Origin of the sequence: Streptomyces cyaneus, from assembly GCF_004028635.1 — a bacterium.
Lineage (GTDB): Bacteria > Actinomycetota > Actinomycetes > Streptomycetales > Streptomycetaceae > Streptomyces > Streptomyces cyaneus.
In genome coordinates this window covers 1065780-1092774 of the sequence record NZ_RQJW01000003.1, presented here as the reverse complement: position 1 = coordinate 1092774, position 26995 = coordinate 1065780, and the positions used below count along the sequence as shown (strand labels likewise).

Genomic DNA, 26995 nt, shown 5'->3' with positions numbered 1-26995 from the left:
ATGCGCGCCCTGTTGAGGAAGGTCCCCCTTGAGCCGTTCAGCCAGCACGAACGACCGTTTCCGTCCACGAGGTCAGAGCCGCCCCGGCGCCCAGGGAGAGTTCGCGCCGCCGGTCACCGTCACCCCGGCCCTCCCCGCCGCTGCGACCTTCGACGAACTGGACATGCCCGTCGAGTTGCTGAAGATGCTCACCAGTCGCGGCCTGAACGAGCCGTTCCCGATCCAGGCCGCCACGTTGCCGAACTCCCTCGCAGGGCGCGACGTACTGGGCCGCGGGCGCACCGGGTCGGGCAAGACACTCGCTTTCGGCCTGCCGCTCCTCGTGCGCACGGCCGGGCAGCGTGCCGAGTCGCGCAAGCCGCTGGCCCTGATCCTCGTCCCCACGCGCGAGCTGGCCCAGCAGGTCACCGATGCCCTCGCCCCGTACGCCGCGTTGCTGAAGCTGCGGCTGGCCACTGTGGTCGGCGGCATGTCGATCGGCAGGCAGGCCGGCGCGCTGCGTGCCGGGGCCGATGTGGTCGTCGCGACTCCTGGTCGCCTCGCGGATCTCATCGAGCGCAAGGACTGCCGCCTGGACCGAGTGAACATCACCGTCCTGGACGAGGCCGACCAGATGGCGGACATGGGCTTCATGCCGCAGGTCACCGAACTGCTGGACCAGGTACGTCCCGACGGCCAGCGCATGCTGTTCTCGGCCACGCTGGACCACAACATCGACCTCCTGGTCCGTCGTTACCTCCATGACCCGGTGGTTCACTCGGTCGACCCGTCGGCGGGCGCGGTCACCACGATGGAGCATCACGTGCTGCACGTGCACGGCGCCGACAAGTACGCCACCGCCACCGAAATCGCTGCTCGCGACGGGCGCGTGATCATGTTCTTGGACACCAAGCATGCTGTCGACCAGTTCACCAAGCACCTGCTGAGCAGCGGCGTAAAGGCCGCGGCGCTGCACGGCGGCAAGTCGCAGCCCCAGCGCACCCGCACCCTGGCACAGTTCAAGACCGGTGATGTCACGACGCTGGTGGCCACCAACGTCGCGGCCCGGGGTATTCACATCGACGACCTCGAGCTCGTCGTCAACGTCGATCCGCCCAGCGACCACAAGGACTACCTGCACCGCGGCGGCCGTACCGCCCGCGCCGGCGAGTCCGGCAGTGTCGTCACGCTGGTCCTCCCCAATCAGCGCCGGGACATGGCCCGTCTCATGTCCGACGCGGGCATCAGGCCGCAGATCACGCAGGTCCGCTCCGGCGAGGCCGAGCTGAGCCGCATCACCGGCGCCCAGGCTCCCTCGGGTGTCCCCGTCGGCGGCAGCGGGCCGGTCGCGGAGCGCCCGAAGCGTGGCGGTGCCCCCTTCCGCGGCCTGGGCACTCGTCCGGGGAGGGCTGGCGGCGGCGAGTCTCGCCGGTCTGCCGAGGCCCGCCAGATCGCCGAAGCCCGCAAGGCCGCCCGGGTCCGGCGTGGTTCATAAGTCGAAGCAGAGATGCCGCTCGAAGACGTCGAACGGCACCTAGACCCTCCCGGGCGGCGGGAACCGCAGCGGCGGTACGCCCACGCCTCCGGTGCCGATGGCGAACTCCAGTGCCTGGCCGTGCCGTCCAGGACCCGCGGCCGTCAGCGGCGCGGACGCTCGAAAGTGAGAAGCAGGCCCTCGACCGCACCGGGCCCTATGCGGCCCTTGACATCGGCGGACGTGATCGCCTTGAGGGCCCAGCCGTCCTCGGCGTGCTTGTTCAGAACCTTCTCCAGCTTGTCGCTGTCCAGTGCATCTCCGATCAGTGACTCGCGAAAGGTGACGACCTTGTATTCGAGTGCGTAGGGGTTGCTCATGGCTGGGGCCTTCCCGTGGATGGACTGGCTGAGGGAACCGGGACAGCCAATCACCGTTCGGTGTTGCCGCACATGGCGGGGTGGGAGTCAGGCGGGCAAGGTGGGCGCCCAGACAGAAGTGCGGCCCGTGCGCGAAGGCCGACTGCAGGCGGGAGTTGCCCCGTCGCGGGTCGAAACGGTCGGGGTCCTGGAAGACCTCGGGGGCGTGGTCAGCCTCAGACCGGGCCGGCCACGGTCGCACGTAGTCCCCTCATGCGCCCTGGCGGACCAACAGCGGGCCGTTGTCCTGCCCTTCGTCCGGTTCCGTCAGGCCGAGCGGGGTGGGCGCGGGGCGGCCCGGGTGGCCCTGGAGGCGGGACAGTTCGCTCGCGCAGCGCTGCAGGGCGACTTCCAGGACCTCGGGCATGGTCAGCCTGCCGGTGCCGTCCGGTGGGACGAGCCAGCGCAGGGCGCCCCAGCGGCAGTGCGGGGCGGGAGCGGCGATCCACGTGCCCGCGCCCAGGAGACGCACACCGGTACCGATCCATACCGTCTGCGGCTCCGGGGGCAGCAGGAAGCCGACGTGACGGCGTCGGGTGTCCAACAGGCACGGACCCGAGTCGAGCAGCGGCAGCTCCTCCAAGAGGTCGGCGACGCGCAGCCCTAGTTCTTCCGGCACGATCAGCACATCCCAGAACCGTCCGGCCGCCAGGAGCGTGACCCCGGTACTGCCGTTCTGCCACTCCTGCTTGCAGGCGCCGGGATCCTCCGACGCCGCGGCCAGCCATTCCATTGACTTCGTCCACTCCGTGAGTGCCAACAAAAGCCTCCTCAGTGGTGCGCCGATGCCCGAGACGGCCGTGACCGGGCGATGCCTTAGTGCACCGGGTGACCGGTGCCGCGGCCATACGCCCGGAGCCCAATTCCCCGTATGGGGCGAGCGCCCGCGCGCCAAACAGGCAGATGGCAGGGTGCGCGCCCCCACGACAGCGGAACGCGCCGGAGCTGACCGGGGCGCCAGGCCTGCCCGACTCCGCCCTGTCACCACCCGCACGCTGTCTGTGCTCGCGTTCTGCCGGGCGGGGACGAGATTGGGTGCGTGCCAGGGGGTGGGTATTCTGTGCGTTACCCGTGAGTGGTTTTCACCCTTTTGTGGTGTTTGGCGTGGTGCGTTGGATGCAGCCGTTCCATAGGCCGGCGACGGTGGAGCCCGTCGCGCCGGGCGGCGTACCCGAGAAGGACCCCGGCGTCCCGTCCCGGCTGACCGCGCTGCGGGAGGCGGCGGCCCGGATCGGCACCACGCTGGACGAGGGCACCACCTGCGCCGAGCTGACCCGGGAGGCCGCCGGGCAGGTGGGCGGTACGGCAGCGGTGCTGCGGGACAGGGGGAGGGGCAGGCGCAGGGGTGGAGCCGGGGCGGAGTACGAGGCCGTCCACGGCGACCCCACGGTGCTGCCCGACGCCCGGTGGGCCCTGGCCGCGGCACAGGAAACGGCCGGTACGGGGGAGGACGGGGGGTCGCACCCGGCGCCCGGCGACGCCCGACCGGCGCTCTGCGTCCCACTGGCCACCAGCGGGGACCGTTACGGCGTGCTGGTCTGCGCCCGCGACCCAGCACCGTTCACCCGCGAGGAGGCCGAGCTTCTCGCCCTCCTCGCCGAGCGCGCCGCCTCCCACATCCGGCACGCCCGGGAGCACGGCCGGGTCAGGGGCATCATCGGCAAGCTCCAGCGGGCGCTGCTCGCCGAACCCGGCCGCCCGCACCCGAACCTCGATGTCGCCATCCGCTACATGCCCGTCGGCCAGAGCACCCTGGTCGGCGGCGACTGGTGCGAGACCGTCCGCCTGCACTTCGGCCGGACGCTGCTCGTCGTCGGCGACGTCATGGGGCATGGCCTGGAGGCCGCCGTGGACATGACCGCCTACCGCTCCGCCCTGCGCTACATCGCCGCCGCCGACCTTCCGCCGCACCGGGTGCTGCGCCAGCTCGACGACATCGCCTCCGCGGAGCCGGAGCGCCGCCCGGCCACCTGCCTGATCGCACGCCTCGACCCCAACCGGGGGCAGGTGACCCTGGCCAGCGCCGGCCATCTGCCCCCGGCCGTGATCGACGGAGAGGGACACACCTCACTGCTGCCGGTGCCGGTCGGCCCGCCCCTGGGCACCGGCCTCGGCGGCTACGAGCCCGCCACCTACCGGCTCGACCCGACCCAGACGCTGCTGCTGTTCACCGACGGGCTCGTAGAGCACCGCGGCGAGGACATCGACCAGTCCCTGGACCGGCTGGCCGACGTCGCCTTCGCGTCCGCCTCGGGCGTCGACGACGTCATCGACAAGGTGCTCGCCCGCCTCGACGCCCGGCACGCCGAGGACGACGTCGCCGTACTCGCCGCCCAGTTGCACCAGCGCACCCCGCGCACCGATGACGCGCGGCCCTGACCTGCCCTGTGCCTCGCCGGTTCGTCACCGTGCCTCACGACCAGCCGTCATCTCTCCTCACCAGTCGTCGTACTCACTTCTCCTCACCAGTCGTCGTACTGGGCCCCTGAGACATACGGGTCATGCCGTCGTCCCGGTGACTGGGACGGCTCTGCCGTCGGCGGCTGGCTCGCCTCGCGCAACGCGGCGCACCACGGGCAGTCGGGGGTTTCGTCGGCGTCGTTGCGGATGCCGAAGAGGGAGGGAACGCGGTGTCGTCGGTCCATGGAAGCGGCTCCTGTCTCGATCGAGGGCGGACCATGTGTGTCGAGCGGACCATGGCTCCATCCGGGGGAGGGGCCTCACTCGACTGGGTGGCAGCAGGGGCGGCGGGCGTACCACCGGCGCACGCTTGGCGTTTGCCCGGCATGGACAGCACTGAGACGGCGCGGCGTGTCCTCGGAAGCGATGACGCACCCATGTCGTACGTCGTACCGGCCACCGGTGTTCCGGGCCGGTCGTCGATCTACGCGGCGCTGGTCGCCGAGTGGCGCGCCAACGGCCGCGCGATTCCGGGGCGTCGCGACACATGGTGGGACTCCGTTGCCGCCGCGGATGGTCAAGGACAGGCCGTCACCTCCTGGGCGGTCGGCCGGTGGACCGGACCGGCCCGGGCCGTCGACGCCGAACCGCCAGGTGAGCGGCGCGTCGAGGCGACCGAGCGCGTACCGGCCGTTGTCGTCCCCCGGGGTCTTCCCGGGCCGGCGGTCGTGTGGGAGTGGGACGGGAGCAGCGGACGCGTCAGTGTCACCGCTCCGCTTACGGCCGACTGACGCGCGCCAGTACGGCCAGCGTGCCGCCGGCCTCGCGCAGCGCCAGTTCCACGACGGCCGGGTCGTACAGGGCGCCGGTGCCGTCGGGTGGCAGCAGCCACTCCAGTCGCCATCCGGAGGACCGGTACGGCGGCGGTGCGGCAACCCATGATCCCCTGCCGGCATGCCGTACGCCGGGCCCGACCCACTCGGTGGCCGGATCGGGCGGGAGGAAGAATCCCACCCTGCGCGCCCCGCAGTTCACGAGTACGGGGCCGGACGCCCGCAACTGCGCGCGTCTCAGAAGGTCCAGGGCGCTCAAGCCGAGGTGCTCGGGGACGGTCAGCACGTCCCAGAGCCGTCCGGCCTCCAGCAGGACCGCGTCCGCGCCGTCGTCCCACTGCTGTTTGCACGCCCGAGGATCCGCGGCAGCCGCGGCCAGCCACTCGACGGCATGCTTCCCCATGATGCGCTGCATCTCGTACCCCCAGCACTCTCTGCCCTGCCGGCCCGTCAGGGCCCTTCATGCTGGTGGATATTTCTATGGGCCGGAAGGGGTGGCGCGGCCTGGCGTTTACGGTCGATCTGTTCGACGATCGCCCGACCGTTCGCCGCGTACCAGCACCGCACCTCGTGCGACCTGAGCCGGTGCCCCTTGTACTCACGGCGGTCCGAAGGCGCGGCGTGTGCACGGCCGGTGACTGAAGGGACGTTTTACGGTGGCTCGATGCCACCTGTCCCAAGATGGACCTTGCTTTCGTCGGGATGTGCGCCAGTCGTGCTGATCGGAGGATGGGCGATCGCGGCGCTGCTCGAAGGGCCCGCCTACGACCCTGTCACACAGACGATCAGCGTCCTCGCGGCCTACGGCGCCGCAGGATTCTGGGTGATGACCGGGGCGCTGGCCGTCCTTGGCGTCTGCCACCTCCTCACCGCCTGGGGGCTGCGTCCGGCCGCGATTGCCGGACGTGTGGCTCTGGGCGCCGGGGGTGTGGCGTCGCTCGCGGTGGCTCTGCTCCCGCCGCCGAGCAGCGGGGGATCGCTGCGGCACGGCTCGGCTGTCGCGGTCGGCTTCGCCCTGCTGGCGGTGTGGCCGGTGCTGGCCGCCGACCGCCGTGGCGCAGCACCGTGGGGACTCAGGCCCGTACCCTCCCTCACGGCGACCGCCCTGATGGTCGTCAGCGCGGCCTGGTTCATGATCGAAATGCATCAGGACGGTGCCGACGGTGTCGCCGAACGACTTGTGACGGCCCTTCAGTCCTTGTGGCCCTTCGTGGTCGTCGCCTCCTGTCTGCGCCACCCTCGGCCCGAGGGTCCCTCGCTTTGAGGCGACCCCTGCGCTTGAATGCAGCGACCACATCACCGGTACGAGGGAGTCACACGTGCCCCGCCCCACCCTGACCCGCAGCCTGCGCCGCACCGGCGCCCTCACCGTGGCCGCGTTCGCGGTCACCGTAGCCGTCGCGGGACCGGGCGCGGCGCACACCGAGGTCGAGGCGGACGGCGCCCGGGCGCTGGACCAGAACGTCGCGCTGACCTTCACCGCGGAGTCGGAGTCCGGATCGGCCGGGATCAGCAAGCTGGAGGTGATCCTGCCCGAGGGCATCACCCCGGCGGACATCTCCTACAAGGAAGGTCCCAAGGGCTGGAAGCTCGCCCCCACCAGTCGCGGTTACACCGTGTCCGGGCCGAAGCTCGCGGTCGGGGAGGACGCCGAGTACGTCGTCGCCGTACGGCAGTTGCCCGACGCCAAGACGCTGGTCTTCAAGACCCTGCAGACCTACAGCGACGGCAGCGTGGACCGCTGGATCGAACTGGAGGAGGGGAACGCCGGCGACGACCACGGCCACGGCCATCCCGCGCCGCAACTGGAGCTGAAGGCCGCCGCCCCCGGCGCGAAGGCCGTGAGCCCCACGCCCACCGAGGAGCCGACGACCGCATCGCCGTCGACCGGCGCCGCCACGGGCGAGCCGACGACCGACGCACCCTCGACCCCCTCGACGCAGGCCGCGGCGGACGACACGGAAGGCGACGACGGCATGCCGGTGGCCGTGCCGCTCGGCATCGGCGCCGCCGTCGTGGTCGTACTCGGCGCCGGGGCGTGGTGGTTCAGGAGGCGTGGCGGCGGGGCTTCCTGAGGCGAGCCGTCACCGGGGGGGGGCTTCCTGACACGGGCAGCCGGGAACTCCCTCTCCTCCGCGCCCGACTCCTGTAGCGGTACGTGCGTCAGGAGGCCGTCGATGAAACAACGCCAACTTGTGCCGCCCGCCCTCTGCGGGTTTCTGCTGCTGCTCGCCCTGATCTTCACGGCGTCGTACGCCGTCGGCGCGGTCGCCGGACCCGTCGCGCCCGGCATGCACCGCTCCGGAACGAGCGGCGACGGTGGCGGCACGGACATGGGTGGCACAGGGGACATGGGGGATATGGGGGACATGGACATGCGGCACGGGAGCGGCGGCTGATGGCCATCGAACCGGCACCCCCGATGACGACCACGGACCTGACTGTCGGCGGGATGACCTGCGCGGCCTGTGTGCGACGGGTGGAGAAGAAGCTCGCGAAGCTGGACGGCGTGACCGCGACGGTCAACCTGGCCACCGGACGCGCCCGGGTGAGCCACCCGCCCGACGTCCACCCCGAGGAACTCGTGGCGACCGTCGAACAGGCCGGTTACACGGCCGCGTTGCCCGAGCCGCCGAGGAAGCGTGAGCGCAGGGGCGAGCAGGAGCAGGAGCACGAGTCCGACGACGTCCGTCAGGAGCGGGACCGGCTGCTGGTCACCGCGCTCCTCGCGGTGCCGGTGCTCGTGCTGTCGATGGTGCCCGCCTGGCAGTTCCGCAACTGGCAGTGGCTGTGCTTCGTGCTGGCCGCGCCGGTCGCCGTGTGGAGTGCGTGGCCGTTCCATGTGCGGGCGCTGCGCGGGCTGCGCCACTCGACGGCGACCATGGACACGCTGGTCTCACTGGGCGTGGTGGCGTCCTTCTCCTGGTCGGCGTACGCCCTGTTCCTCGGCGGTGCGGGAGTGCCCGGGATGCGGATGCCGTTCACTCTGCTGACCTCCGCCGCGGACGCCCGCGGCGGAGCCGCTGATGGATTCAGCGCGCACCTGTACCTCGAAGCGGCCGTCGGTGTCCCGCTGTTCGTGCTGGCCGGCCGGTTCTTCGAGGCGCGAGCGCGCCACGGCACCGGGGCGGCACTGCGCTCGCTCGCCCGGCTCGCCGCCAAGGAAGTGTCGGTACGCGGGGACGACGGCACCGAACACGTCCTCTCCATCGAGGAGTTGACGGTCGGGCAGATCTTCGTCGTACGGCCCGGAGAGCGGGTCGCCACCGATGGTGAGGTGGTGGAGGGCAACTCCGCCGTGGACCTGTCGCTCGTCACCGGGGAGAGCGAGCCCGTCGAGGCCGGGCCCGGGTCGGCGGTGGTGGGCGGTGCCGTCAACGCGGGCGGGCTGCTGCTCGTACGGGCCACGGCGGTGGGCGCGGACACGCAACTCGCCCGCATCGCACGGCTGGTGACGGATGCCCAGGCCGGGAAGGCGCGGGCGCAGCGGCTGGCCGACGCCGTGGCCGGGGTGTTCGTGCCCGTGGTGCTGGCGCTGGCCGTCACCGTGCTCGGGTTCTGGCTCGGGGCCGGGGCCGATCTACAGGCGGCGATCACCGCGTGCGTGGCCGTCCTGGTCGTGGCGTGTCCCTGCGCACTGGGCCTGGCGACCCCGACCGCGTTGATGGCCGCCACCGGACGCGGGGCCCAACTGGGCGTCCTGGTCCGGGGCCCGCAGGCCCTGGAGGGGCTCCAGCACATCGACACCGTCGTCCTCGACAAGACCGGCACCCTCACGTCCGGGCACATGAGCGTCACCCGCGTCACGGCCGTGCCCGGCGGGCTCGGCAAGGAAGCCGTACTGCGGCTGGCCGGGGCGGTCGAGCAGGGCTCGGAACACCCGCTGGGCCGAGCGATCGCCGCGCACGCCCGCCGGACGCTGCCCGAACAGGCGGCATTGCCGGAGCAGGCGGCATTGCCCGAGGTGCGCGACTTCTGCGCGGAGGCGGGCCGGGGTGTGTACGGCCGGGTCGAGGGCCGATTGGTCGAAGTCCTCGCCCCCGACGACGAGTTGCCCGCGGCATTGGCAGACGCGCTCCCGGCGGCGGAGGCGGCGGCGCACACTCCGGTCGTCGTCCGCGTCGACGGGACGACGGAGGCGCTGATCGAGATCGGGGACGTCGTACGCCCCGGCAGCTACCGTGCCGTGGACCGGCTGCGACGCCTCGGCGTGCACCCGGTGCTCGCCACCGGTGACCGCGAGGCACCGGCCCGCGCGGTCGCCTCCGCGCTCGGCATCGACGAGGTGCACGCACGCTGCACACCCGACGACAAGGCCGACCTCGTACGGGAGTTGAGGGCACAGGGCCGCCGGGTCGCGGTCGTCGGCGACGGCGTCAACGACGCGGCGGCGCTGGCCGGAGCCGACCTCGGCATCGCCATGGGCACGGGCACGGACGTCGCCATCGGGGCCGCCGATGTGACCCTGGTGCGCGGCGACATCGAGGCCCTGGGGGACGCGGTACGGCTCGCCCGGCGAACCCTGGGCACGATCCGCGTCAACCTGCTGTGGGCCTTCGGCTACAACGTCGTGACCGTGCCGCTCGCCATGGTCGGCCTGCTCAATCCGATGGTCGCCGCGGTGGCCATGTCGGCGAGCTCACTGCTCGTGGTGGGCAACAGCCTGCGACTGCGGGCTTGGCAGCCGGCTTCGGCTCCGGCCCCGGCCCTGGCTCGGGAACGTGTGCGGGGCGCATATGGGGGCCGGGGACGTGTGCCCGTGGCACATGAGGGCCTGGGCCATGTGCGCGTGGCACATGGAGGCCAGGGCCATGTGCGCGGCACACATGAGGGCCAGAGCCATGTGCGTGGCACACATGAGGGTCAAGGCCGTGTGCGAGGCACACATGAAGGCCGGGGAGGTCGTACCCGATGACCATACCCACGGCCGAGCGAACGGCCGATCCCCGAGCCTCGCGCCCGACCCGCCGCCGCATCGCCGACGGCCTGCTCGCCGCGCTCGCCCCGATCACCGCGTGCGGTGTCGCTCTGGGTGGCCTGACCACCTGGGTGGGCTCAGGCAACGCGGGCAGCCCCGCCCGGATCGCGGTCACCGACGGGCGGGTCTTCCTGCCGTACGGCGATGTCCGGGACACTGCCGCGTTCTTCCGGATCACCAATTCCGGGGGCACGGACGACCGGCTGCTGAAGGTGACGTCGTCGACCGGCCGAGGCGACGCGACGCTCAGCCGCCACCGCATGACCAGCGGCCGGATGGCGTACGCGGAGACGGTCGACTCGGCTCGCGTACCGGCCGGCGGGATTCTCGCCATGTCGCCGTACGGCCTGGATGTGACGCTGCGCGCTCAGCCGGGGTGGCAGACGGGCACGTATGTGCCGTTCACGCTCCACTTCGAGTACGGCGGGCGGATCGAGGTGCAGGCGGTGGTGGTCCGTCCCGGCCAGGGCGAGTGAGGGCAGCCCCACACCTCCACTTGTCGGCCGGCACGCGCGCCCGGTTCCCTCTTGCTGATGTGCCCTGTATCACTCTTATGGGCTTGAGTGCGGGATGGGGGTGTTGTGCGTACCCACCCGTGACGAGTGGGCCCATGATGCGAAGATGAGGGCCGTCATGACTGCTGGGTGGGGTGTGCGCACGATACGGGCCGCGGTGTTCGCGTCCGTCTGTGTGCTGCTCGCTGCCCTCGGCCACGTACTGATGTCGGGCGCGACCGTCCCCTGGTGGACGCTGGCGGCCGGTGCGGTCCTCACGGGCGGCGCGGGCTGGTGCCTGGCAGGGCGGGAGCGCGGACTGCCGCTGGTCGTGTCCGTCGTGGTCGTCGCCCAGGGTGGGCTGCACGCGGCCTTCGAGTTCGCACAGTCCTCCACCATTACCGGGCGCGACATGGGCTCCACCGCCATGGACGCGGGCTCCATGGATCCCATGTCCATGGATTCGGTGGGCTCTATGTCCATGGGGCACATGGGTATGAGCCACATGGACGTGGGCCACATGGGCATGGGAACCATGGGGATGGGTCACGACATGGCCGGCACGTCCTCGTTCGGCATGTTCGCCGCTCACACCCTCGCCGCGCTGCTGTGCGGCCTGTGGCTGGGCCACGGCGAGCGCGCCGCGTTCCGCATTCTGCGGGCCGTCGCCGGATGGCTGGCCGCCCCGCTGCGGCTGTCGCTCGCCCTGCCCGTACCACCGCACCGCCCGCGCCTCAGGCCGCGTCGCGGCCGTTCCGACCGGGCGCCGCGGCTGCTTCCGCTCGTTCACACGATCACTTCTCGGGGGCCTCCGGCGGGGATCGCTGTCGTCTGAGACAGCTGGTTCCCCGAGGCCGTACGGACACGGACGTCGACTCGTCGACGGCCGCACAGGTGTCTCGTCGTAGACACGGACCGTGCCTCGGGCCCCGGCCGTACCTGCCGTACGGCCGATCCCTTGCCTCCCCCGGACACGCACGCGGCGACGCCGTAGTGCCCGCCGCCGTGCCGGAGTCCGGGCTACCCGAGAAGGACTCAGGTGATCACTCCTGCCCTGCCTTCCTCACGCGCGACCCGCGTGAGTTGCACGAAGGCGGACCACACATCCAAAACGGCCTCCTGCGACGAGTCCACGACCGCGTGGGCGCTGGCCGCCCGCGGTGGTGACCCGGATGCAACCGACCGTTTTGTCCGCTCCCTGCACCGCGACGTCGTGCGGTACGTGGCGCACCTCTCCGCCGATCCGCAGGCCGCCGACGATCTGGCGCAGGACACGTTCCTGCGGGCGCTCGGCAGCCTGCACCGGTTCGAGGGCCGTTCTTCGGCGCGCGCGTGGCTGCTGTCCATCGCGCGCCGCGCGGTGATCGACAGTCACCGGTACGCCGCCGCCCGGCCCCGGCTGAGCGACTCCGACGACTGGACGCTGATGGCGGAACGCGCTCAGCCGACCGGTCTGCCCGGCTTCGACGACGGCATCGCGCTGCTCGACCTGCTGGACGCGCTGCCCGACGAGCGCCGCGAGGCGTTCGTCCTGACCCAGCTGGTGGGCCTGCCCTACGCGGAGGCGGCCGAGATGAGCGACTGCCCGGTCGGGACGGTCCGCTCGCGCGTCGCCCGCGCCCGGGCGACCCTCGTCGAGCTGCTGACCGAGGCGGAGGCCGACATCGTGGTCGTAGCCGATGCGGTGGCCGATGCAGTGGCCGTGGCTGAACCGGCGGCTATGACTGAACCGGCGGCTGTGGCCGCCTGACCGGGAGCGCCGGTGTCGGTTCCCCTGCCGGGAACTGACACCGGCCTCGCCCCGACTACTGGAACGGGCGGCGGAGATCCGCCCGTGCATCCAGTGGATCGTGGGGAGTTTTGATGCGTTCTCGTGTGTGGCGGGGTACGACGGCAGCCGTACTCGGAGGCCTGCTGGCGGCGGGCTGCGGCAGCGGGGACAGTGGGGACAGCGGGGAGGCGAGCGGCGCCGCCGGCAAGGGCGTTGCGGGCTACCCGGTCACCGTCACCGACTGCATGGGCGCCAAGACCACCTTCACCGACGCCCCGAAGCGCATCGTCACCAGCAACGCCTCCAGCCTGGAACTGCTGCTCCGCCTCGGTGCCGGGGACAAGGTGATCGGCACCGGCTTCCCACCCGGCAAGGGCACGCTGCCGGGCGAACTCGACGCACAGGCACAGCAGGTCAAGGTGCTCGGCGCGACCGTGATCCCCAAGGAGAAGCTCCTCGGCTCCGGTGCCGACCTCTACATCGACACCTTCGCCTCGATGAACATGGGCGGCGGGATGGGCGACGCGCCGACTGAGGAGGAGTTCAAGGCGGCCGGCATCAAGCACACCTACCTCAAGTCCACGGCCTGCGCCGCCACGAGCGAGAGCCCGGTCACCGACCTGTCCGCCGTCGAGGACGACATCACCTCCCTCGGCGCCGTCACGGGCACGAGTGCGAAGGCGAAGGAACTCGTCGACGGCATGAAGGAGACGGTGGGCGCCGTCCGGAAGGCGGTGGGCGGCACGCCGGAGAACGAGCGGCCCACGTACTTCTTCTTCGACTACGACGCCGGCACCAAGCAGCCCATGGCCGTCTGCAACCGGCAGGTCGCCAACGCGGTCATCACCCTCGCCGGGGCCCGCAACGTCTTCGCCGACTGCGACGGTGACTACAAGCAGGTCGGCTGGGAGGACGTGATCGCGAAGAACCCGGACTGGATCCAGCTCGGCGTGCGCAACCGGGGCAACGAGACCGCGAACAAGAAGGCGTTCGACGAGGCGCGGGACTGGCTGGAGTCGAACTCCGCCACCAAGGGACTGAAGGCCGTCAAGGAGGGCCGCTTCCTGCGTATCGGTTCCGAGCAGACCACCATCGCCGGCGTCACCAACGCCGACACCGTCGAGGAGATCGCGAAGACCCTCTACCCGGGCAAGGTCGGCTGACCGTGATCGACACTCTGGTGCGCCGAAAGGGCACGGAGGAGCGGCATCCGGAGGAGCCCGCGCGGACGCGCTCCGTGCCCGCCGGGCCGCTCGCGTCGGCACTCGCCCTGGCCCTGCTCGTCGCCCTCACCGCGGCCGTGTCCTGGGGCTCGACGTCCATCCCGGCCGGCGAGGTGTGGAACGTGGTCTGGCGCCGCCTCTGCGGCGAGCCACCGCGCCCCGGCACCAACGACCTGATCGTCTGGCAACTCCGCGTCCCCCGCGCCCTGTTGGCGGCCCTCGTCGGGGCGGGCCTGGGCCTCGTCGGTACGGCGATGCAGGCACTGGTGCGCAACCCGCTGGCCGACCCGTACTTCCTGGGCATCTCCAACGGCGCCTCCCTCGGGGCGGTCGCCGCGATCGTGCTGGGCCTCGGTACGGGCGGCGCGCTCGGGCTCGGACTGTCCGGGGCGGCCTTCGTGGGCGCCCTGGCCACCTTCGCGCTGGTGTGGACAGTGGCCCGGCGCCGTGGGGGATTCGCGCCGCTGCGGCTGGTGCTGGCCGGGGTGGCGATCGGGCAGTTCCTGTCCGGGTTCACCAGCTACCTCGTGCTCCAGGCCGGCGACGAGCAGCAGACCCACAGCGTGCTGTTCTGGCTCATGGGCAGCCTGAGCGGCGCGAGTTGGCCGCTGCTCGCCGCTCCCGCCGTCGCCGTGCCCGTCACCTTGCTGTGGCTCCAGGCGCGGGCCCGGGCGCTGAACGCCCTGATCATGGGCGACGAGACAGCCGCCGGGCTCGGCGTCGACGCCATCCGCCTGCGTCGGGAACTGTTCACGCTCACCAGCCTGCTGACCGGCGTCCTCGTCGCCGTCTCCGGTGCGATCGCCTTCGTCGCGCTCATGGTGCCGCACGCCTGCCGCCTGGTCGTGGGCGGCGACCACCGCCGCCTCCTGCCCGTCTCGGCACTGTTCGGGGCGCTGCTGCTGGTCGTGGTCGACATCGTGTGTCGTACGGCCATGGAGACGCAGGAGCTGCCGGTCGGCGTCGTCACCTCACTGATCGGTGCTCCGGCACTGCTGTATCTGCTGGACCGGCGCTTGGGGAGCGGAAGTTGAGGATCGGCATCGAGGACCTGCACGTCGCCTACGCCGGCCGTACGGTCGTCGCGGGCGCCCATCTCGTCGCGGCCGAAGGCGAGATCACCGGCCTCGTCGGCCCGAACGGCAGCGGCAAGTCCACGCTCCTGCGCACCGTCTACCGGCATCTGAAGCCGGCCTCCGGTCGGGTCCTGCTGTCCGGTACCGACCTGCGCCGGTTGAGCCCCGCCGAGGCGGCCCGGCATGTCGCGGCCCTCCCGCAGGAGCGGGGCGGCGACTTCGAGCTGACCGTCCGAGAGGTCGTCGCCATGGGCCGTACGCCCTACAAGCGGGCCTTCGCCGGGGAGGACGCCACCGACCGGGACCTCGTCGCCCGCGCCCTCGCGGACGTCGGCATGGAGCGGCACACAGGGCGCCGGTTCACCGAACTGTCCGGGGGCGAACGCCAACGCGTCCTGCTGGCCCGCGCCTTCGCCCAGCAGCCGGACGTCCTGGTCCTGGACGAGCCCACCAACCACCTCGACATCCGCCACCAGGTCGAACTGCTCGCCCTGCTCCGGGCACAGCGCCGTACGACCCTGGTGTCGCTGCACGACCTCAACGCCGCCGCCTCCGTCTGCGACCGGCTGCACGTCCTGCACGACGGCCAAGTGGTCGCCTCCGGCCCGCCACGCGACGTCCTGCAACCCGCCCTGCTGGCCGAGGTGTTCGGCGTACGGGCGACGGTGGTGGACCATCCGCTGACCGGCGATCCACTGATCGCCTTCGATCACCGAGCACCGGCGGATGCCCCGGACGTGCGGCCGGTGGAGCCGGCCGGTGCGGGTATCCCTATGTCGGCCCTGAGCGGTGGCTCGGGGGCTGGTCCCGGGCGGTCACGCCGGTGAGCGCCCACGAACCGAGAGGTTGTGAACCATGAGCGACATCGAAGGCCTGGCCCCGGTGGCGACTTTCTGCGGCAACTGCGACTGCGGCTGTCCGCAACTGTTCGTCGACCCCGCCGCCCCGGCCGAGCGCCGGGTGATCCTCACGGACGACTTCGGGCAGCGGGTGCAGATGAGCGCCGACCAGTTCTCGTCGCTGGTCGCGGACGCCAAGTCCGGCAAGTTGGACGGCATCTCCACGGCCTGACGCCGTACCGGGGCGCCGACTCCAGATCGATCAAATTTTCGACCACGCCCGGGAACTCAGCCCCCGGTGGCCCCGACCTCTGGAACGAGGCTGCTGTCCGGCGGCCGACCGTGAGGGGGAGGGGCGCGAGAGTGAGGGACCGCTGGGTTCTCGTGGCGGTGGCGGGTGCGCTGTCGTTCGTGGCGATGCTCGACATGAACATCGTGAACGTGGCACTGGCCGACATCGCCGAGGGCCTGCACGTCTCGGCCGCTACCGCGCAGTGGGCGGTGCTGGGGTACCAACTCCCGGTCGTCGCCCTGCTGTTGCCCATCGGGCGGTGGCTGGACGGCGCGGGGACGCGGTACGCGCTCCTGGCGGCGACCGCAGGCTTCGCGCTGTGCAGCGCTCTGGTCGCACTCTCTCCCTGGGCGGCCTGGCTGATCGCGGCCCGCGTAGGGCAGGGTGCGTGCGCGGCAGTGCTGTTCGTGCTGATGCCGGTGCTGGCGATCCGTGCCGTACGACCCGAAGCGCGCGGCCGGGCGATGAGCGTGCCCGCGACGCTCGGCCCGCTGGGCGCGGTGACCGGCCCGGCGGTGGGCGGGCTGCTGCTGGACCAGCTGGGCTGGCGCTGGGTCTTCCTGGTCAAGATCCCGTTCTGTCTGGCGGCGCTGGCCGTCGCCTGGAAAGCGATGCCCAGGGACGGTGCGTTGCGCGTCCCCGACCGGCGGTCACTGGCCGACGCGCTGTCGGTGGCCGGGGGCTTGGCCGTGCTGCTGCTCGCCCTGACTCTGGGATCCGAGCAGCCGCCCTGGTTCCTGCTCGCGGCCGCCGCCGTTCCGCCGTTGTGGTGGTGGCTGCGCGGGCCGGGTGGCCGTCCGGTGGCCGGGGTCCTGCGTGCGGCGGGACTGTTCCGGGCGCACGGCGCGGTGCTGGCGTCGGCGGCCGGTTTCGCCGCCATGCACTATGTCGTCGCCCTCCACCTCCAGCAGGACGAGGGCGTCAGTGCCACCGCGACCGGGTTGACCGTGCTCGCCTTCCCGCTCGGCATGGGGCTGGCCGGGCCGCTCGGCGGGCGGCTCGCCGACCGGTACGGCTTCCGGCGGGTCGCGGTCACCGGTGCCGCCCTCACCGCAGCCGGCCTGCTCCTGCTGGTCCCGCTGGGCGACGGCTGGTCCCCGTCCGACGTGGCCTGGCGGCTGGCGCTGGCCGGCATCGGCATGGGCCTCAACGGCGGCCCGACCCAGGCCCTGGTGATGGGCGCCGCCCCACCGGAGCGGACCGCGACCGTCGGTTCGACGGTGCAGGTGGCCCGCAGTCTCGGCTTCACCCTGGGCCCCGCTCTGGCCACCGCCGCCTGGGCCCTGGCCGGGTCCGGGCACGGCGCACGGGCCGGGCTGGCCCTCGCCGCAGCGGCGGCCGCCTGTCCGGCCGTACCCCTGCTCGCCCTGCCCGGCCGACGGACCGCCGTGGCCACGGTGCCTGAGCGGACCACCGACACCGTCTCGACCTGATCCAGGAGTTCCCATGTGCGGAATCACCGGCTGGGTGTCCTTCCATCGCGACGCCCGCACCCAGGCCCCGGTCATCGAGGCCATGACCGCCACCCTCGCCCCTCGTGGCCCCGACGCGGGCGGCGTGTGGCTAGGTGAGCGCGCCGCGATCGGCCACCGTCGCCTGGCCGTCATCGACGTCGCGGGCGGCGTCCAGCCGATGACCGACCGACCCGACACGCCGACACTGGTCCTCAGTTACAGCGGCGAGGTCTACAACCACCACGAGCTGCGCGCCGAACTAGTGGGCCGCGGACATGTGTTCCGCACACGTAGCGACACCGAGGTCGTGTTGCGCGCCTACATTGAGTGGGGCGAGGCAGCGGCCGACCACCTGGACGGGATGTTCGCGTTCGCCGTCTGGGACGAGCGCGCCCAGCGGCTGCTCCTCGTCCGCGACCGGCTCGGCGTCAAACCGCTGTTCTGGGCGGCCGTCGACGGAGGCCTGGCCTTCGCCTCCGAGCCCAAGGCGCTCTTCGCGCACCCCGAGATACGGCCCCGGGTGGACGCGGACGGGCTCCGGGAGGCGTACGGCCTGCTGTTCAACACCGGGCCGACGGTGTGGTCCGGAGTGCGGGAGGTCGAGCCGGGCGGCCTGCTCGTCCTGGACCGGGACGGCATCCGCGAGCGCCGCTACTGGCAGTTGGAGGCCGGTGCGCACGAGGACGACCTGGACGCCACCGTGGACCGCATCGGCACCTTGGTCGGTACGGCCGCCCGCAGTCGGCTGGAGGCCGATGTCCCGCTGTGCAGCCTGCTGTCCGGCGGCATCGACTCCACCGTCCTGACCGCCCTGCTCGCCGACGAACTCCGCCTGCGCGAAGGCCCGGACGCCCGGATCCGCTCGTACGCCGTCGACTACAGCGACCAGGCCGAGCGGTTCACCGGCGACATCCTGCGCACCGGCCACGACACCCCGTACGCCACCGAGGCCGGCGCCTTCATCGGCACCGACCACAGCACGGTCGTACTGGATCCGCGTGCGCTGCTGGACCCCGAGCACCGCAAGGCCGTCGTCGTGGCCCGGGACTCGCCGATCGGGGTCGGCGACATGGACACCTCGCTGTACCTGCTGTTCGGCGAGATACGGCGGCACTCCACGGTCGCCCTGTCCGGCGAGGCCGCCGACGAGGTCTTCGGCGGCTACCCGTGGTTCCACAACCCCAAGGCTCTGGCCGCCGGCACCTTCCCCTGGCTGCTGGTCACCGGCGACGAGGCCGCGATGCCGCTCAACCCCGAACTCGACCTGTGCATCGGCGAGTTCCGCGACGACACCTACCGCAGCGCGCTTGCCGCCGTACCCCACCTCGACGGCGAAACGTCCGCCGAGCACCGGCAGCGGGAGATGCAGCACCTGTCCCTGACCCGATGGCTGCGCCAACTCCTGCACCGCAAAGACCGGTTGAGCATGGCGCAGGGCCTGGAGGTTCGCGTCCCGTACTGCGACCACCGGCTGGTCCAGTACGCCTTCGATGCGCCCTGGGCGCTGAAGAGCTTCGACGGCCGGGAGAAGAGCCTGCTGCGCGCGGTCGGAACGGGGCTGGCCCCCGAATCGGTGCTGCACCGCCCCAAGAACCACTACCCGGCCACCCACCACCCCGACTACAACCGCGGCCTGCAGGACATGGCCCGAGACGCCCTGTCCTTCGAACAGGTCCGGGCACTGGCCGACGAGACCCGTATCAAGCCCTGTCTCGACGCCCCGCCCGAGCACCTGGAGTGGGGCCACCGACTCCGCCTCGAACGCGTCGTCGACCTCGCCCTGTGGCTGGACCACCACCGGCCGGAACTCGCCCTCTGAGGAGCACCACCCATGACCATCCAGGACCAGGAACCCCTCCCGGCCGTGGACCCGCAGCAGCCGCTCCCCGACCCGGTCCCGCTGATGGGCTGCCCGTACAAGAGCAACCCCTACCCCCTCTACGAGCAGATGCGCGAGGCCGGACCGGTCCACCGTGTCCTCTTCCCCAGCGGCGTTCAGGCCTGGCTGGTGACCGGTTACGAGGCCGCCCACGCCGCCCTGAACGACGATCGCCTCGGCAAGAACCACGACCGGGGCAACGACCGCTGGCGGGCCCGCGCCTCGATCATGCCCGAGCCGCAGCACTCCCAGCTCCAGGCCCATCTCCTCCACCAGGACCCGCCGGTCCACACCCACATGCGGCGCTTCGTGACGGACGCCTTCACGCCGCGCCGCGTCGAGCAACTCAGGGCCCGGTTCCAGGAGTTGGCCGACGCGCTCGTCGATGCCCTTCCGGAGACCGGGCCCGCCGACCTGGTCGCCGGGTTTGCCGCCCGGTTTCCCTTCCAGGTCCTGGCTGAAGTCATCGGCCTGCCAGGGGAGTTGGCCGCCCGCTTCGACCGCGACTGGGGCAAGGTCGTCCAACCGGTCGGGCCGACGGATCCGGGGCGGCCGTTGTACGAGGCGCGGCTACAGGGTCTGCAGAACTACATCGCCGAGGTCGTCGCCCACAAGCGGGAGCACGGGGACGACGACCTGCTCAGCTGCCTCGTCGTCGCCCGCGACCGGGGCGAACTGTCCCAGGAGCAGCTGGACTCCATGATCTTCCAGCTGCTCGTCGCGGGCCAGGAACCGGTCACGAACCAGCTCACCACAGCCCTGATCGCCCTGTTCCGCCACCCCGCTCAGCTCGCCCGACTGCGCGACGACCCCGGCCTCCTGCCCCGCGCGGTCGAGGAACTCCTGCGCCACGACAGCGCCTTCGAGCTGACCACCTGGCGCTTCTTCGCCGAGGACAGCGACCTGCACGGCACCGAGGTCCCGGCCGGCGACTCGGTGATCGTCTCCCTATGTGCGGCCAACCGGGACCCACGTCGCTTCGAGGACCCCGACAGACTCGATCTGGACCGCTCGCCCAACCCCCACCTCGCCTTCGGCCACGGCATCCACTTCTGCCCCGGCGCCGCCCTCGCCCGCGCCGAACTCCAGATCGCCCTCGGCACTCTGCTCGCGCGCCTCCCCGGCCTGCACCTGGCCATCAGGGACGAGGACATCGAGTGGATCCCGGCCGTCCTGGGCCGCGGCACGAACCACCTGCCCGTCGGCTACGACCGACGGCTCTAGGCCGGCCGCCGACCGAGCCCTCGGCCCCCGTCTCGCCCCCACCGACAGCGCCTGCCCCGCCAAGGCGCCATGCCCGCACGCCCCCTGGAGGAACGACATGCTGCTGACCACCGCACCGGACACGCTCCCCAAGACCACCGGCGTGGAGATCCTCGACCTGCTCCTGCCGCACCACCGCACGACCGACCAGGCCCGCGCCTCGGCGGAGGCGTTCCCGCATCAACTGCACCGGATCACGGACTTCGTCCGCAAGGGCGCCCCCATCGTCTTCACCCTGCCCGGATTCCCCTGCAAGTCCCCCAACCCGGCCAAGACCCTGGGCCACCTCCCCGACATGGGCGAACGCCTCTCCCTCACCTTCCTCGACGCACTCTGCGCGCAGATCGAGCGGATCCACTCGCCCGGCGCCCGCGTCGTCATCTGCTCGGACGGCCATGTCTTCGGCGACCTGATCGGCGTCCCCGACCACGACGTCGACGCCTACTCCGACGAACTGCGCGCGCTCATAAGGCAGTCGGACCTACGCCACCTCTCCGTCTTCGACCTGCGCGACGTCCTCGGCGACCTCCCCCAGGACGCCAAACGCGCCCACGTCCACGACCGCTACGCCCCCACCCTGGAGGCCCTGCGCACCGAGGTCCGCACCGACGCCGCCACCCTCGCGCTGTACCGGGGCATCACCCGCTTCCTCGTCGAGGACGCCGCCGACTTCACCGGCACCCGCTCGGCCCTCCAACGCGAGTGCCGCAGGCGGGCGTACGGCGTGATCCAGCGCAGCCGCGCCTGGGGCGATCTGATCGCCGACCACCACCCGCACGCCGTACGTTTGTCGATCCACCCCCAGCCGGTCGGCGCCGCCAAGTTCGGCATCCGCCTTCTCGACGCCCCCGACGCCTGGACCACGCCCTGGCACTCCGCCGCCCTGCGCGAGCCCGACGGCAGTTGGAGCCTCATGCCCCGCGCCAGGGCGCAACGCCTCGGCCGCCTGGTCCATCGCGACGGCAGACCGAGCCACTTCGAGCGGTGACGTCCCCCGCGATCACCGCTCCTCGGTCACCGTCCGCAGATAGGTGCCGAGTCGGGCGACGGCCGACGGGTTGCGGGGGCTCTCGACCAGGTCGACGTAGTCGAGGACGAAGATCCGCTTGTGCTTGACGGCGGAGACGTTGCGCAGGGGCGCATAGGAGAGGAGGAACTTCTTCTTCTGCTCGGCGCTCACGTCCCCGTAGTCGCAGATCACGATGACGTCGGGGTCGCGCTGTACGACGCTCTCCCAGCCCACGGTGGTCCAGGAGTCCTGCACGTCGTGCATGACGTTGGTCCCGCCCGCCTCGCTGATGATCTGCTCGGGGGCGGCGTAGCGGCCGGAGGTGAAGGGCTGGTCCTGCCCGCTGTCGTACAGGAACACCTTCGGCCGGTCGGCCGCCTCGGGGGCCTGTGCCCGTACCTCCGCGACCTGCTTCTTGAAGTCGGCGATCAGCGCGGCGGCCCGCTTCTCGACGCCGAACAGCTTCCCGAGGTTGGTGAGGTCGGCGTACAGGGCGTCCAGGGGCGGCATGATGCCGCGCGAGGTCTCGGTGCGGCCGTTGTGGCAGGACTCGGTGAGGACGTACGAGGGGATGCCGAGCTTTTTCAGGGCGTCGGGGGTGAAGCCGCTGTCCTCGCGGAAGCCGTAGTTCCAGCCGGCGAAGACGAGGTCGGCGCGGGCGTCGAGGACGTTTTCCTTGGTGAGTTGGTCCTTGGACAGCCACTTCACCCTGTCGTAGCCGTCCTTCCACGGCACGCCGGTCAGATCGCCCTTGTCGTCGGGCATGGCGAACCCGGCCATACGGTCCTCCAGGCCGAGGGCGAACATCAGCTCGGTGATGCCGACGTCGTTGGTGACCACGCGCTCGGGGACCTTGTCGAAGGTGACCTTGCGGCCGCAGTTGGTGAGGGTGACGGCGGCGGACTTCGCGTCCGTGGCCGGCTCGACACTCGCACCGCAACCGGTGGCGGTGACGGCGACGCAGAGGGCGGCGACGAGCAACTTGCGCATGGGGGTCCTTACTTCGCGGGCAGCAGGTCGAACAGGAGCTGGGTCGCGCCGGTCTCCGGATGCCGCACGGGATGCGCACGGACGCCGAAGACGTCGGCGAGCAGGGCTGGTTGCAGGACGTCGTGCGGCGGCCCCGAGGCGACGACCCGGCCCTCGGCGATGACGTACAGGACGTCGCAGTGCGCGGCGGCCAGGTTGAGGTCGTGCAGGGCGGCCAGCACGGTCAGGCCGCTGCCCCGCACCAGGGACAGCACGTCCAACTGGTGGGCGATGTCGAGGTGGTTGGTGGGTTCGTCCAGGACGAGGACCCGCGGTTGCTGGGCGAGTGCGCGGGCGATGAGAACGCGCTGCTTCTCGCCGCCGGACAGGGCGAGGAACCCGCGGTCGGCGAGGTGGGCGACGCCGGTGCGGTCCATGGCCGCGGTGCAGATCTCCCGGTCGGACGCGGCCGTGCGGTCCCGGTGCGGCAGCCGCCCCATGGCCACGACCTCCGCGACCGTGAAGTCGAACTCGGCCGACGACTCCTGCGGCAGCGCGGCCAGCACCCGCGCCGTGGCCTGCGGCGCCATGGCGTGCACGTCGTCCCCGTCGAGCCGCACCACGCCCCCGGACGGACGCAGCGCCCGGTACACGCACCGCAGCAGCGTCGACTTGCCGCTGCCGTTCGGGCCGACGAGCCCCACGAACGCCCCACTGCCCACAGTGAGTTGAATGTCGTCCACCAGCCGCGCCCCGGCGACCTCGACCGTGACGCCCTCGATGTCCAGCCGCATGCTCACCGACCTCCGAACGCATAGCCGCCGCGCCGCATCAGCAGCAGGAACGCCGGAACCCCGACGACAGCGGTGATCACCCCGACGGGCAGTTCGGCGGGCGCGAGGAGGAGCCGGGAGAGCAGGTCCGCCCACACCAGCAGCACCGCCCCGGCGAGCGGCGCCACGGCCAGCACTCGCCGGTGATCGGCGCCGACCAGCATCCGTACGACATGCGGCACCATCAGCCCGACGAACCCGATGGCCCCGCTGACCGCGACCACCGTCCCGGTCACGGCGGCCGTGACGACGAACAACTCCCTGCGCAACCGCGCCGGTTGGACGCCGAGCGCGGCGGACGTCTCGTCCCCCATCGCGAGGGCGTTCAGCGCCTCGGCCCGCCACCGCAGCCACACCCACCCGGCGGCCACGGTCACCGCGGCGAGCGGCACTTGGGCCCAGGTCCCCCCGCCCAGACTCCCCAGCAGCCACATCATCGCCGACCGGGCCGCCTCACCCCGGGCCGCGCCGAACACCATGACGGTGGTGACGGCCTCGAAGCCGTACGCCAGTGCCGTCCCGGTCAGGATCAGCCGCAGCGGGGTGAGCCCGTGCGCAGACCGCGCCACGGCATACACGAGCGCCGTCGCCGCGAGCGCCGACCCGAAGGCGGACAGGGACAGCGCCCAGACCCCCAGCCCCGCGAACGCCCCCAGCAGGATCACGGCGTTGGCGCCCACCGCGGCGCCCGAGGAGATGCCGAGCACGAACGGATCGGCGAGCGCGTTGCGCACCATCGCCTGCACGGCCACCCCGACCGCCGCGAGCCCGGCCCCGACCACGGCACCGAGCACGACGCGCGGCAGCCGGATCTCCCAGACGATGGCGTACGCGGCGACGTCCCGAGCGTCGATCGTCCCGCCGGTCACCCCGGCCCAGAGCAGCCGGAGGACATCTCCCCACCCGATCCCGGCGGCTCCGAGCCCGACGCCGCACACGAGTGAGACGAGCAGCAGGATCCCCAACCCGAGGACGAGCGACGGCACGGGTACGCGTGACGCGCCGGGCAGTCGGGATGTACCGGATTTCGGTGTCGGTCTCGATATCCGGGTCGGACTTCGGTGCACGGGCGGGCGGTCCTTCGCCTGGGGCCGCCTGTGAACATCGATCAGGGAGACAGCCCGTACGACCGTGCCGGCCGCGCGGTCCCCTCTCGCAGTCCTCGGCGAGCAGTCAACGGGTCGCACCCACCACGGGCGATCGGGCTCGCACGACGGACCACATGGTCCCCGCGCACACCGTTGCGGGTCAGCGCCGGACTCTCACCGGACTTCCCCCGCGGGAGGCCCGGGGAGCGTAACAGAAGGGACTTCGGGGGCGGCGGGACAGGGGCGCCGCGTCCTGGGGGGAGGGGGCGTTGTCAGTGGGCCGTGTTATCCAGGTGGGGACCTGGGAGGTGCCCGATGCTCATCGATACGACCGCTCCGCTGGCCCGTGCCGTCGTCGAGGCGATCCGGACCGGCGACGTGGGCGCGTTGCAGGATCTGCTCATCGCATATCCGGGGCTGGCAACGGCCCGGGTGGGCAACATGAAGACCACGCGGACTCTGCTGCATCTCGCCACCGACTGGCCCGGCCACTTGCCCAACGGCCCCCGGACGGTGACCGTGCTGGTCGCCGCCGGCGCGGACGTGAACGCCCGGTTCACCGGCGCGCACCGCGAGACCCCGCTGCACTGGGCGGCCAGCAACGACGACGTGCCCCTCCTGGACGCCCTGCTCGACCTGGGCGCGGACATCGAGGCAGACGGTGCGGTCATCGGCAACGGCACGCCGCTGGCGGACGCGGTGGCCTTCGGGCAGTGGCAGAGCGCGCGGCGGCTGCTGGAGCGCGGTGCTCGCACCACCCTGTGGCAGGCCGCCGCCCTCGGCGAGGCCGACCGGGTCGCCGCCTGCTGCACGTCCGAGTCCGACCCGCCCACCGAGGAGGACATCACCGCCGCGCTGTGGTGCGCCTGCCACGGCGGGCAACGCCAAACGGCCGGTTACCTGCTGCGACGGGGCGGTGACGTGAACTGGGTCGGCTACGACCGGCTGACCCCGCTCGATGCCGCCCACCGCTCGGGCCACCCCACGCTGGTCGCGTGGCTGCGTGAGCAGGGAGCCAAGTCCGCCGAGCAGTTGGCCTGACGTCGGGTGGGGCGGCGGACGGCCTCGGCCGACGTGCGGTGTGGCCGACGGAGGGGGGACCCCCGACTGACAGCCGCCGAACCCCTCGTTCACCGCAAGTGCCCCCTGGGGTAGGGTCACCGGCGTTGTCGGCTACTGACTGGTAGTACGCCGGTGCGGGGAGTGTCGGAGGGGCGGCAGACAGATGGAATCCCAGTGGGGTGAGAGCGGTTCCGTGGACGCGGACGGCACCCGGTTGGAGGAGATGGTTCCCGAACCGCTGCTGACCCGCGACTACGAGACGCGTCCCTCGCTCGTGTACGAGCGGCTGAGGCAGGAACACGGGCCCGTCGCACCGGTCGACCTGCTGGGTGTGCCCGCCTGGCTGGTCCTCGGCTACCGGGAGGCGCTGCAAGTCCTCCAGGACGACGACGGCTGGCCCAAGGGGCTGGAGAACTGGCGGGCCCGCTCGGCGGGCGAAGTACCCGCCGACTGGCCGCTCGGGCCGTCCCTGGAGGTCAACCACGTACTGATCCAGGGCGGTCCCGGATACGGGACGCTGCGGACGGCGTGGGACGCGGCGCTCAAACCGTTCCAGGATCCCGGCCACCCCCAGGCGAAGCGGCTGAAGGCGGCCGTCACCGCCTACGCCGACGAACTGATCACCTTGGTGGGGCAGGGCGGCGGCACTGGCGTGGCGGACCTGTCCGCGCAGTTCTCCCGGCCGCTGCCGCTGATGGTGGCCAGTCATCTGCTCGGCTTCCCCGGTTCCCAGGGCGACGACGCGCTGATGGACATGTGGCGGGTCCTGGACGCGGGCCCGGACGCGGAGCCCGCCCTGGAGCGGCTGCTGGCGACGCTGGCGGAACTGGCGGCCGTGAAGCTGAAGGAGCCGGGGGACGACTTCCCCTCCTACCTGCTGGCCGCGCACCCCGATCTCTCGCTGGACGAGCTGGCCCGTGAGCTGTTCATGCTGCTCGGCATGACCTCCGACCACGTCGGCATCCTCATGTCCAACACCGTCGTCGAGGTCATCTCCGGTGACAGCGGTGTGCGCGCCAGCCTGTCCGCCGGGATGATCAGGGAGACCATGAACCGGGTGGTCATGCGCAAGCCGCCGCTGGTGAACTTCGTACCGCGCTTCGCCGCCGAGGACACCGAGCTCGGCAACTACACGATCCGCGCGGGCGACCCGGTGTGGGTGTCCTCCGCCGCCGCGCACGCCGACCCGCTCTTCGCCGACCACGTGGCATCGAGCAGCACCATCAGCACCCGGGCCCATCTGTCCTGGGGCGCGGGCCGCCGCCAGTGCCCGGCACGCGAGCTCGCGTCCACGGTCGCGGCGGTCGGCGTGGGCCGGCTCTTCGAGCGGTTCTCCCATCTGGACCTCGCGCTCCCGGCCGACCAACTGCCGTGGCGCTCCTCGCCGTTCATGCGCGGCCTGCGCTCACTGCCCGTACGGTACGAACTCGCCTCCGTGCCCGAGCGCCCCTCGGCGTCCGCGCGGACGTCGGGACCGGAGCTGGGATCAGCGCCGGAGTCGGAGCCGGAGACGGCGGAGCCGGTGCTGCCGGACCAGTCCGCCCGGCAGCGCTCGTCGCTGTGGCGCTATCTCACGGGCCTGATCCGCGCCGGTCGCTGATCCGAGCCAGCCGCTGACCTGGGGCCCGACAGGGCCCCACCAGGGGCGCCATGGCCGACT

General features: G+C 72.0%; 27 protein-coding genes. 20 read left to right on the top strand and 7 right to left on the bottom strand.

Translation table 11 applies throughout. The annotated features are described in order from the left end of the window. Positions 1–28: 28 nt before the first annotated feature. Entirely contained in the window at positions 29–1474 is a 1446-nt protein-coding gene (locus EHO50_RS13730; RefSeq protein WP_128430230.1) for a DEAD/DEAH box helicase, read from the top strand. A 143-nt stretch (positions 1475–1617) separates the two neighbouring features. On the opposite strand, the gene EHO50_RS13725 is transcribed toward EHO50_RS13730, so the two are convergent. Continuing rightward, positions 1618–1833 (bottom strand): DUF4177 domain-containing protein, encoded by a 216-nt coding sequence (locus tag EHO50_RS13725; protein ID WP_128430227.1) that lies wholly within the window; start codon positions 1831–1833, stop codon positions 1618–1620. A 250-nt stretch (positions 1834–2083) separates the two neighbouring features. Continuing rightward, complete coding sequence (locus tag EHO50_RS43985) at positions 2084–2632, bottom strand: hypothetical protein (protein WP_246101139.1); 549 nt, start codon at positions 2630–2632, stop codon at positions 2084–2086. A gap of 356 nt (positions 2633–2988) precedes the next feature. Here EHO50_RS43985 and EHO50_RS13710 point away from each other — a divergent pair, with 356 nt between their 5' ends. After that, positions 2989–4251 carry a PP2C family protein-serine/threonine phosphatase gene (locus EHO50_RS13710; RefSeq protein WP_128430224.1) on the top strand — a complete coding sequence of 421 codons (1263 nt, stop codon included), beginning with the start codon at positions 2989–2991 and terminating at the stop codon, positions 4249–4251. 83 nt (positions 4252–4334) lie between these two features. Here EHO50_RS13710 and EHO50_RS13705 read toward each other — a convergent pair whose 3' ends face one another. Next, positions 4335–4517, bottom strand: a complete 183-nt coding sequence (locus tag EHO50_RS13705) for a hypothetical protein (RefSeq protein WP_128430221.1) — start codon at positions 4515–4517, stop codon at positions 4335–4337. A 141-nt stretch (positions 4518–4658) separates the two neighbouring features. Here EHO50_RS13705 and EHO50_RS13700 point away from each other — a divergent pair, with 141 nt between their 5' ends. Next, entirely contained in the window at positions 4659–5063 is a 405-nt protein-coding gene (locus EHO50_RS13700; protein WP_128430219.1) for a hypothetical protein, read from the top strand. Here EHO50_RS13700 and EHO50_RS13695 read toward each other — a convergent pair. Beyond that, positions 5050–5508, bottom strand: a complete 459-nt coding sequence (locus EHO50_RS13695; protein WP_246101138.1) for a bifunctional DNA primase/polymerase — start codon at positions 5506–5508, stop codon at positions 5050–5052. The two genes, EHO50_RS13700 and EHO50_RS13695, sit on opposite strands and share 14 nt — an antisense overlap. A 261-nt stretch (positions 5509–5769) precedes the next feature. Between EHO50_RS13695 and EHO50_RS13690 the strand changes: the two genes are divergently transcribed. The 15 genes from EHO50_RS13690 to EHO50_RS13620 all read left to right on the top strand — a co-directional run bounded on the left by EHO50_RS13690 (position 5770) and on the right by EHO50_RS13620 (position 21362). After that, entirely contained in the window at positions 5770–6369 is a 600-nt protein-coding gene (locus EHO50_RS13690) for a DUF998 domain-containing protein (RefSeq protein WP_128430214.1), read from the top strand. A 55-nt stretch (positions 6370–6424) separates the two neighbouring features. Next, positions 6425–7180 (top strand): DUF1775 domain-containing protein, encoded by a 756-nt coding sequence (locus tag EHO50_RS13685; protein ID WP_128430211.1) that lies wholly within the window; start codon positions 6425–6427, stop codon positions 7178–7180. 102 nt (positions 7181–7282) lie between these two features. Next, the gene (locus EHO50_RS13680) at positions 7283–7504 is read left to right on the top strand and encodes a hypothetical protein (RefSeq protein WP_128430208.1); all 222 of its coding nucleotides are present in this window, start codon (positions 7283–7285) and stop codon (positions 7502–7504) included. After that, entirely contained in the window at positions 7504–10020 is a 2517-nt protein-coding gene (locus tag EHO50_RS13675) for a heavy metal translocating P-type ATPase (protein ID WP_246101137.1), read from the top strand. Before EHO50_RS13680 ends, EHO50_RS13675 begins: the two co-directional genes overlap by 1 nt. After that, positions 10017–10559, top strand: coding sequence for a copper chaperone PCu(A)C (locus tag EHO50_RS13670; RefSeq protein ID WP_128430206.1), 543 nt, complete (start codon positions 10017–10019; stop codon positions 10557–10559). The genes EHO50_RS13675 and EHO50_RS13670 overlap by 4 nt, the downstream gene beginning before the upstream one ends. Before the next feature lie 157 nt (positions 10560–10716). Next, the gene (locus tag EHO50_RS13665; RefSeq protein WP_128430204.1) at positions 10717–11412 is read left to right on the top strand and encodes a hypothetical protein; all 696 of its coding nucleotides are present in this window, start codon (positions 10717–10719) and stop codon (positions 11410–11412) included. A 204-nt stretch (positions 11413–11616) separates the two neighbouring features. Continuing rightward, positions 11617–12327, top strand: a complete 711-nt coding sequence (locus tag EHO50_RS13660) for a sigma-70 family RNA polymerase sigma factor (RefSeq protein WP_181449611.1) — start codon at positions 11617–11619, stop codon at positions 12325–12327. A 113-nt stretch (positions 12328–12440) separates the two neighbouring features. Beyond that, positions 12441–13511: an ABC transporter substrate-binding protein gene (locus EHO50_RS13655; RefSeq protein ID WP_128430202.1), complete on the top strand. Its 1071-nt coding sequence runs from the start codon at positions 12441–12443 to the stop codon at positions 13509–13511. A gap of 2 nt (positions 13512–13513) precedes the next feature. Then, positions 13514–14605, top strand: a complete 1092-nt coding sequence (locus EHO50_RS13650) for a FecCD family ABC transporter permease (protein WP_425472169.1) — start codon at positions 13514–13516, stop codon at positions 14603–14605. Then, positions 14602–15474: an ABC transporter ATP-binding protein gene (locus EHO50_RS13645; protein WP_128430199.1), complete on the top strand. Its 873-nt coding sequence runs from the start codon at positions 14602–14604 to the stop codon at positions 15472–15474. The genes EHO50_RS13650 and EHO50_RS13645 overlap by 4 nt, the downstream gene beginning before the upstream one ends. A 28-nt stretch (positions 15475–15502) precedes the next feature. After that, complete coding sequence (locus EHO50_RS13640) at positions 15503–15718, top strand: hypothetical protein (RefSeq protein ID WP_128430697.1); 216 nt, start codon at positions 15503–15505, stop codon at positions 15716–15718. Positions 15719–15849: 131 nt separating this feature from the next. Next, a complete protein-coding gene (locus tag EHO50_RS13635) occupies positions 15850–17211 on the top strand; it encodes an MFS transporter (protein ID WP_246101136.1) in 1362 nt (453 codons plus the stop codon). A gap of 13 nt (positions 17212–17224) precedes the next feature. After that, the gene (gene asnB, locus EHO50_RS13630) at positions 17225–19051 is read left to right on the top strand and encodes an asparagine synthase (glutamine-hydrolyzing) (protein ID WP_128430197.1); all 1827 of its coding nucleotides are present in this window, start codon (positions 17225–17227) and stop codon (positions 19049–19051) included. Between the two features lie 12 nt (positions 19052–19063). Continuing rightward, a complete protein-coding gene (locus EHO50_RS13625) occupies positions 19064–20335 on the top strand; it encodes a cytochrome P450 family protein (protein WP_128430195.1) in 1272 nt (423 codons plus the stop codon). Positions 20336–20432: 97 nt separating this feature from the next. Further along, the gene (locus tag EHO50_RS13620; RefSeq protein WP_128430193.1) at positions 20433–21362 is read left to right on the top strand and encodes an L-tyrosine/L-tryptophan isonitrile synthase family protein; all 930 of its coding nucleotides are present in this window, start codon (positions 20433–20435) and stop codon (positions 21360–21362) included. A gap of 12 nt (positions 21363–21374) precedes the next feature. Here the strand turns inward: EHO50_RS13620 and EHO50_RS13615 are convergent, their stop codons facing one another. Genes EHO50_RS13615 through EHO50_RS13605 form a run of 3 tightly spaced genes read right to left on the bottom strand, consistent with a single transcriptional unit; the run spans position 21375 to position 24195 of the window. Beyond that, positions 21375–22373 carry an ABC transporter substrate-binding protein gene (locus EHO50_RS13615; RefSeq protein ID WP_128430191.1) on the bottom strand — a complete coding sequence of 333 codons (999 nt, stop codon included), beginning with the start codon at positions 22371–22373 and terminating at the stop codon, positions 21375–21377. 8 nt (positions 22374–22381) lie between these two features. Beyond that, positions 22382–23146, bottom strand: coding sequence for an ABC transporter ATP-binding protein (locus EHO50_RS13610; RefSeq protein WP_128430188.1), 765 nt, complete (start codon positions 23144–23146; stop codon positions 22382–22384). Between the two features lie 2 nt (positions 23147–23148). Then, positions 23149–24195 carry a FecCD family ABC transporter permease gene (locus tag EHO50_RS13605; protein WP_128430695.1) on the bottom strand — a complete coding sequence of 349 codons (1047 nt, stop codon included), beginning with the start codon at positions 24193–24195 and terminating at the stop codon, positions 23149–23151. Positions 24196–24588: 393 nt separating this feature from the next. On the opposite strand from EHO50_RS13605, the gene EHO50_RS13600 reads away from it, so the two are divergent. Both EHO50_RS13600 and EHO50_RS13595 read left to right on the top strand, forming a co-directional pair. After that, positions 24589–25314: an ankyrin repeat domain-containing protein gene (locus EHO50_RS13600; protein ID WP_128430186.1), complete on the top strand. Its 726-nt coding sequence runs from the start codon at positions 24589–24591 to the stop codon at positions 25312–25314. Positions 25315–25498: 184 nt separating this feature from the next. Further along, positions 25499–26935, top strand: a complete 1437-nt coding sequence (locus EHO50_RS13595; RefSeq protein ID WP_128430184.1) for a cytochrome P450 — start codon at positions 25499–25501, stop codon at positions 26933–26935. The last annotated feature ends 60 nt before the right edge of the window (positions 26936–26995 follow it).

Excerpts from the sequence above, each read along its gene's own strand:
- EHO50_RS13655 (WP_128430202.1), top strand. The coding sequence starts at position 12,441 with ATGCGTTCTCGTGTGTGGCGGGGTACGACGGCAGCCGTACTCGGAGGC.
- EHO50_RS13610 (WP_128430188.1), bottom strand. The coding sequence starts at position 23,146 with ATGCGGCTGGACATCGAGGGCGTCACGGTCGAGGTCGCCGGGGCGCGG.
- EHO50_RS13670 (WP_128430206.1), top strand. The coding sequence starts at position 10,017 with ATGACCATACCCACGGCCGAGCGAACGGCCGATCCCCGAGCCTCGCGC.
- asnB (WP_128430197.1), top strand. The coding sequence starts at position 17,225 with ATGTGCGGAATCACCGGCTGGGTGTCCTTCCATCGCGACGCCCGCACC.
- EHO50_RS13705 (WP_128430221.1), bottom strand. The coding sequence starts at position 4,517 with ATGGACCGACGACACCGCGTTCCCTCCCTCTTCGGCATCCGCAACGAC.
- EHO50_RS13725 (WP_128430227.1), bottom strand. The coding sequence starts at position 1,833 with ATGAGCAACCCCTACGCACTCGAATACAAGGTCGTCACCTTTCGCGAG.
- EHO50_RS13620 (WP_128430193.1), top strand. The coding sequence starts at position 20,433 with ATGCTGCTGACCACCGCACCGGACACGCTCCCCAAGACCACCGGCGTG.
- EHO50_RS13690 (WP_128430214.1), top strand. The coding sequence starts at position 5,770 with ATGCCACCTGTCCCAAGATGGACCTTGCTTTCGTCGGGATGTGCGCCA.
- EHO50_RS13640 (WP_128430697.1), top strand. The coding sequence starts at position 15,503 with ATGAGCGACATCGAAGGCCTGGCCCCGGTGGCGACTTTCTGCGGCAAC.
- EHO50_RS13675 (WP_246101137.1), top strand. The coding sequence starts at position 7,504 with ATGGCCATCGAACCGGCACCCCCGATGACGACCACGGACCTGACTGTC.
- EHO50_RS13700 (WP_128430219.1), top strand. The coding sequence starts at position 4,659 with ATGGACAGCACTGAGACGGCGCGGCGTGTCCTCGGAAGCGATGACGCA.
- EHO50_RS13680 (WP_128430208.1), top strand. The coding sequence starts at position 7,283 with ATGAAACAACGCCAACTTGTGCCGCCCGCCCTCTGCGGGTTTCTGCTG.
- EHO50_RS13595 (WP_128430184.1), top strand. The coding sequence starts at position 25,499 with ATGGAATCCCAGTGGGGTGAGAGCGGTTCCGTGGACGCGGACGGCACC.
- EHO50_RS13695 (WP_246101138.1), bottom strand. The coding sequence starts at position 5,508 with ATGGGGAAGCATGCCGTCGAGTGGCTGGCCGCGGCTGCCGCGGATCCT.
- EHO50_RS13665 (WP_128430204.1), top strand. The coding sequence starts at position 10,717 with ATGACTGCTGGGTGGGGTGTGCGCACGATACGGGCCGCGGTGTTCGCG.
- EHO50_RS13625 (WP_128430195.1), top strand. The coding sequence starts at position 19,064 with ATGACCATCCAGGACCAGGAACCCCTCCCGGCCGTGGACCCGCAGCAG.
- EHO50_RS13615 (WP_128430191.1), bottom strand. The coding sequence starts at position 22,373 with ATGCGCAAGTTGCTCGTCGCCGCCCTCTGCGTCGCCGTCACCGCCACC.
- EHO50_RS13600 (WP_128430186.1), top strand. The coding sequence starts at position 24,589 with ATGCTCATCGATACGACCGCTCCGCTGGCCCGTGCCGTCGTCGAGGCG.
- EHO50_RS13710 (WP_128430224.1), top strand. The coding sequence starts at position 2,989 with ATGCAGCCGTTCCATAGGCCGGCGACGGTGGAGCCCGTCGCGCCGGGC.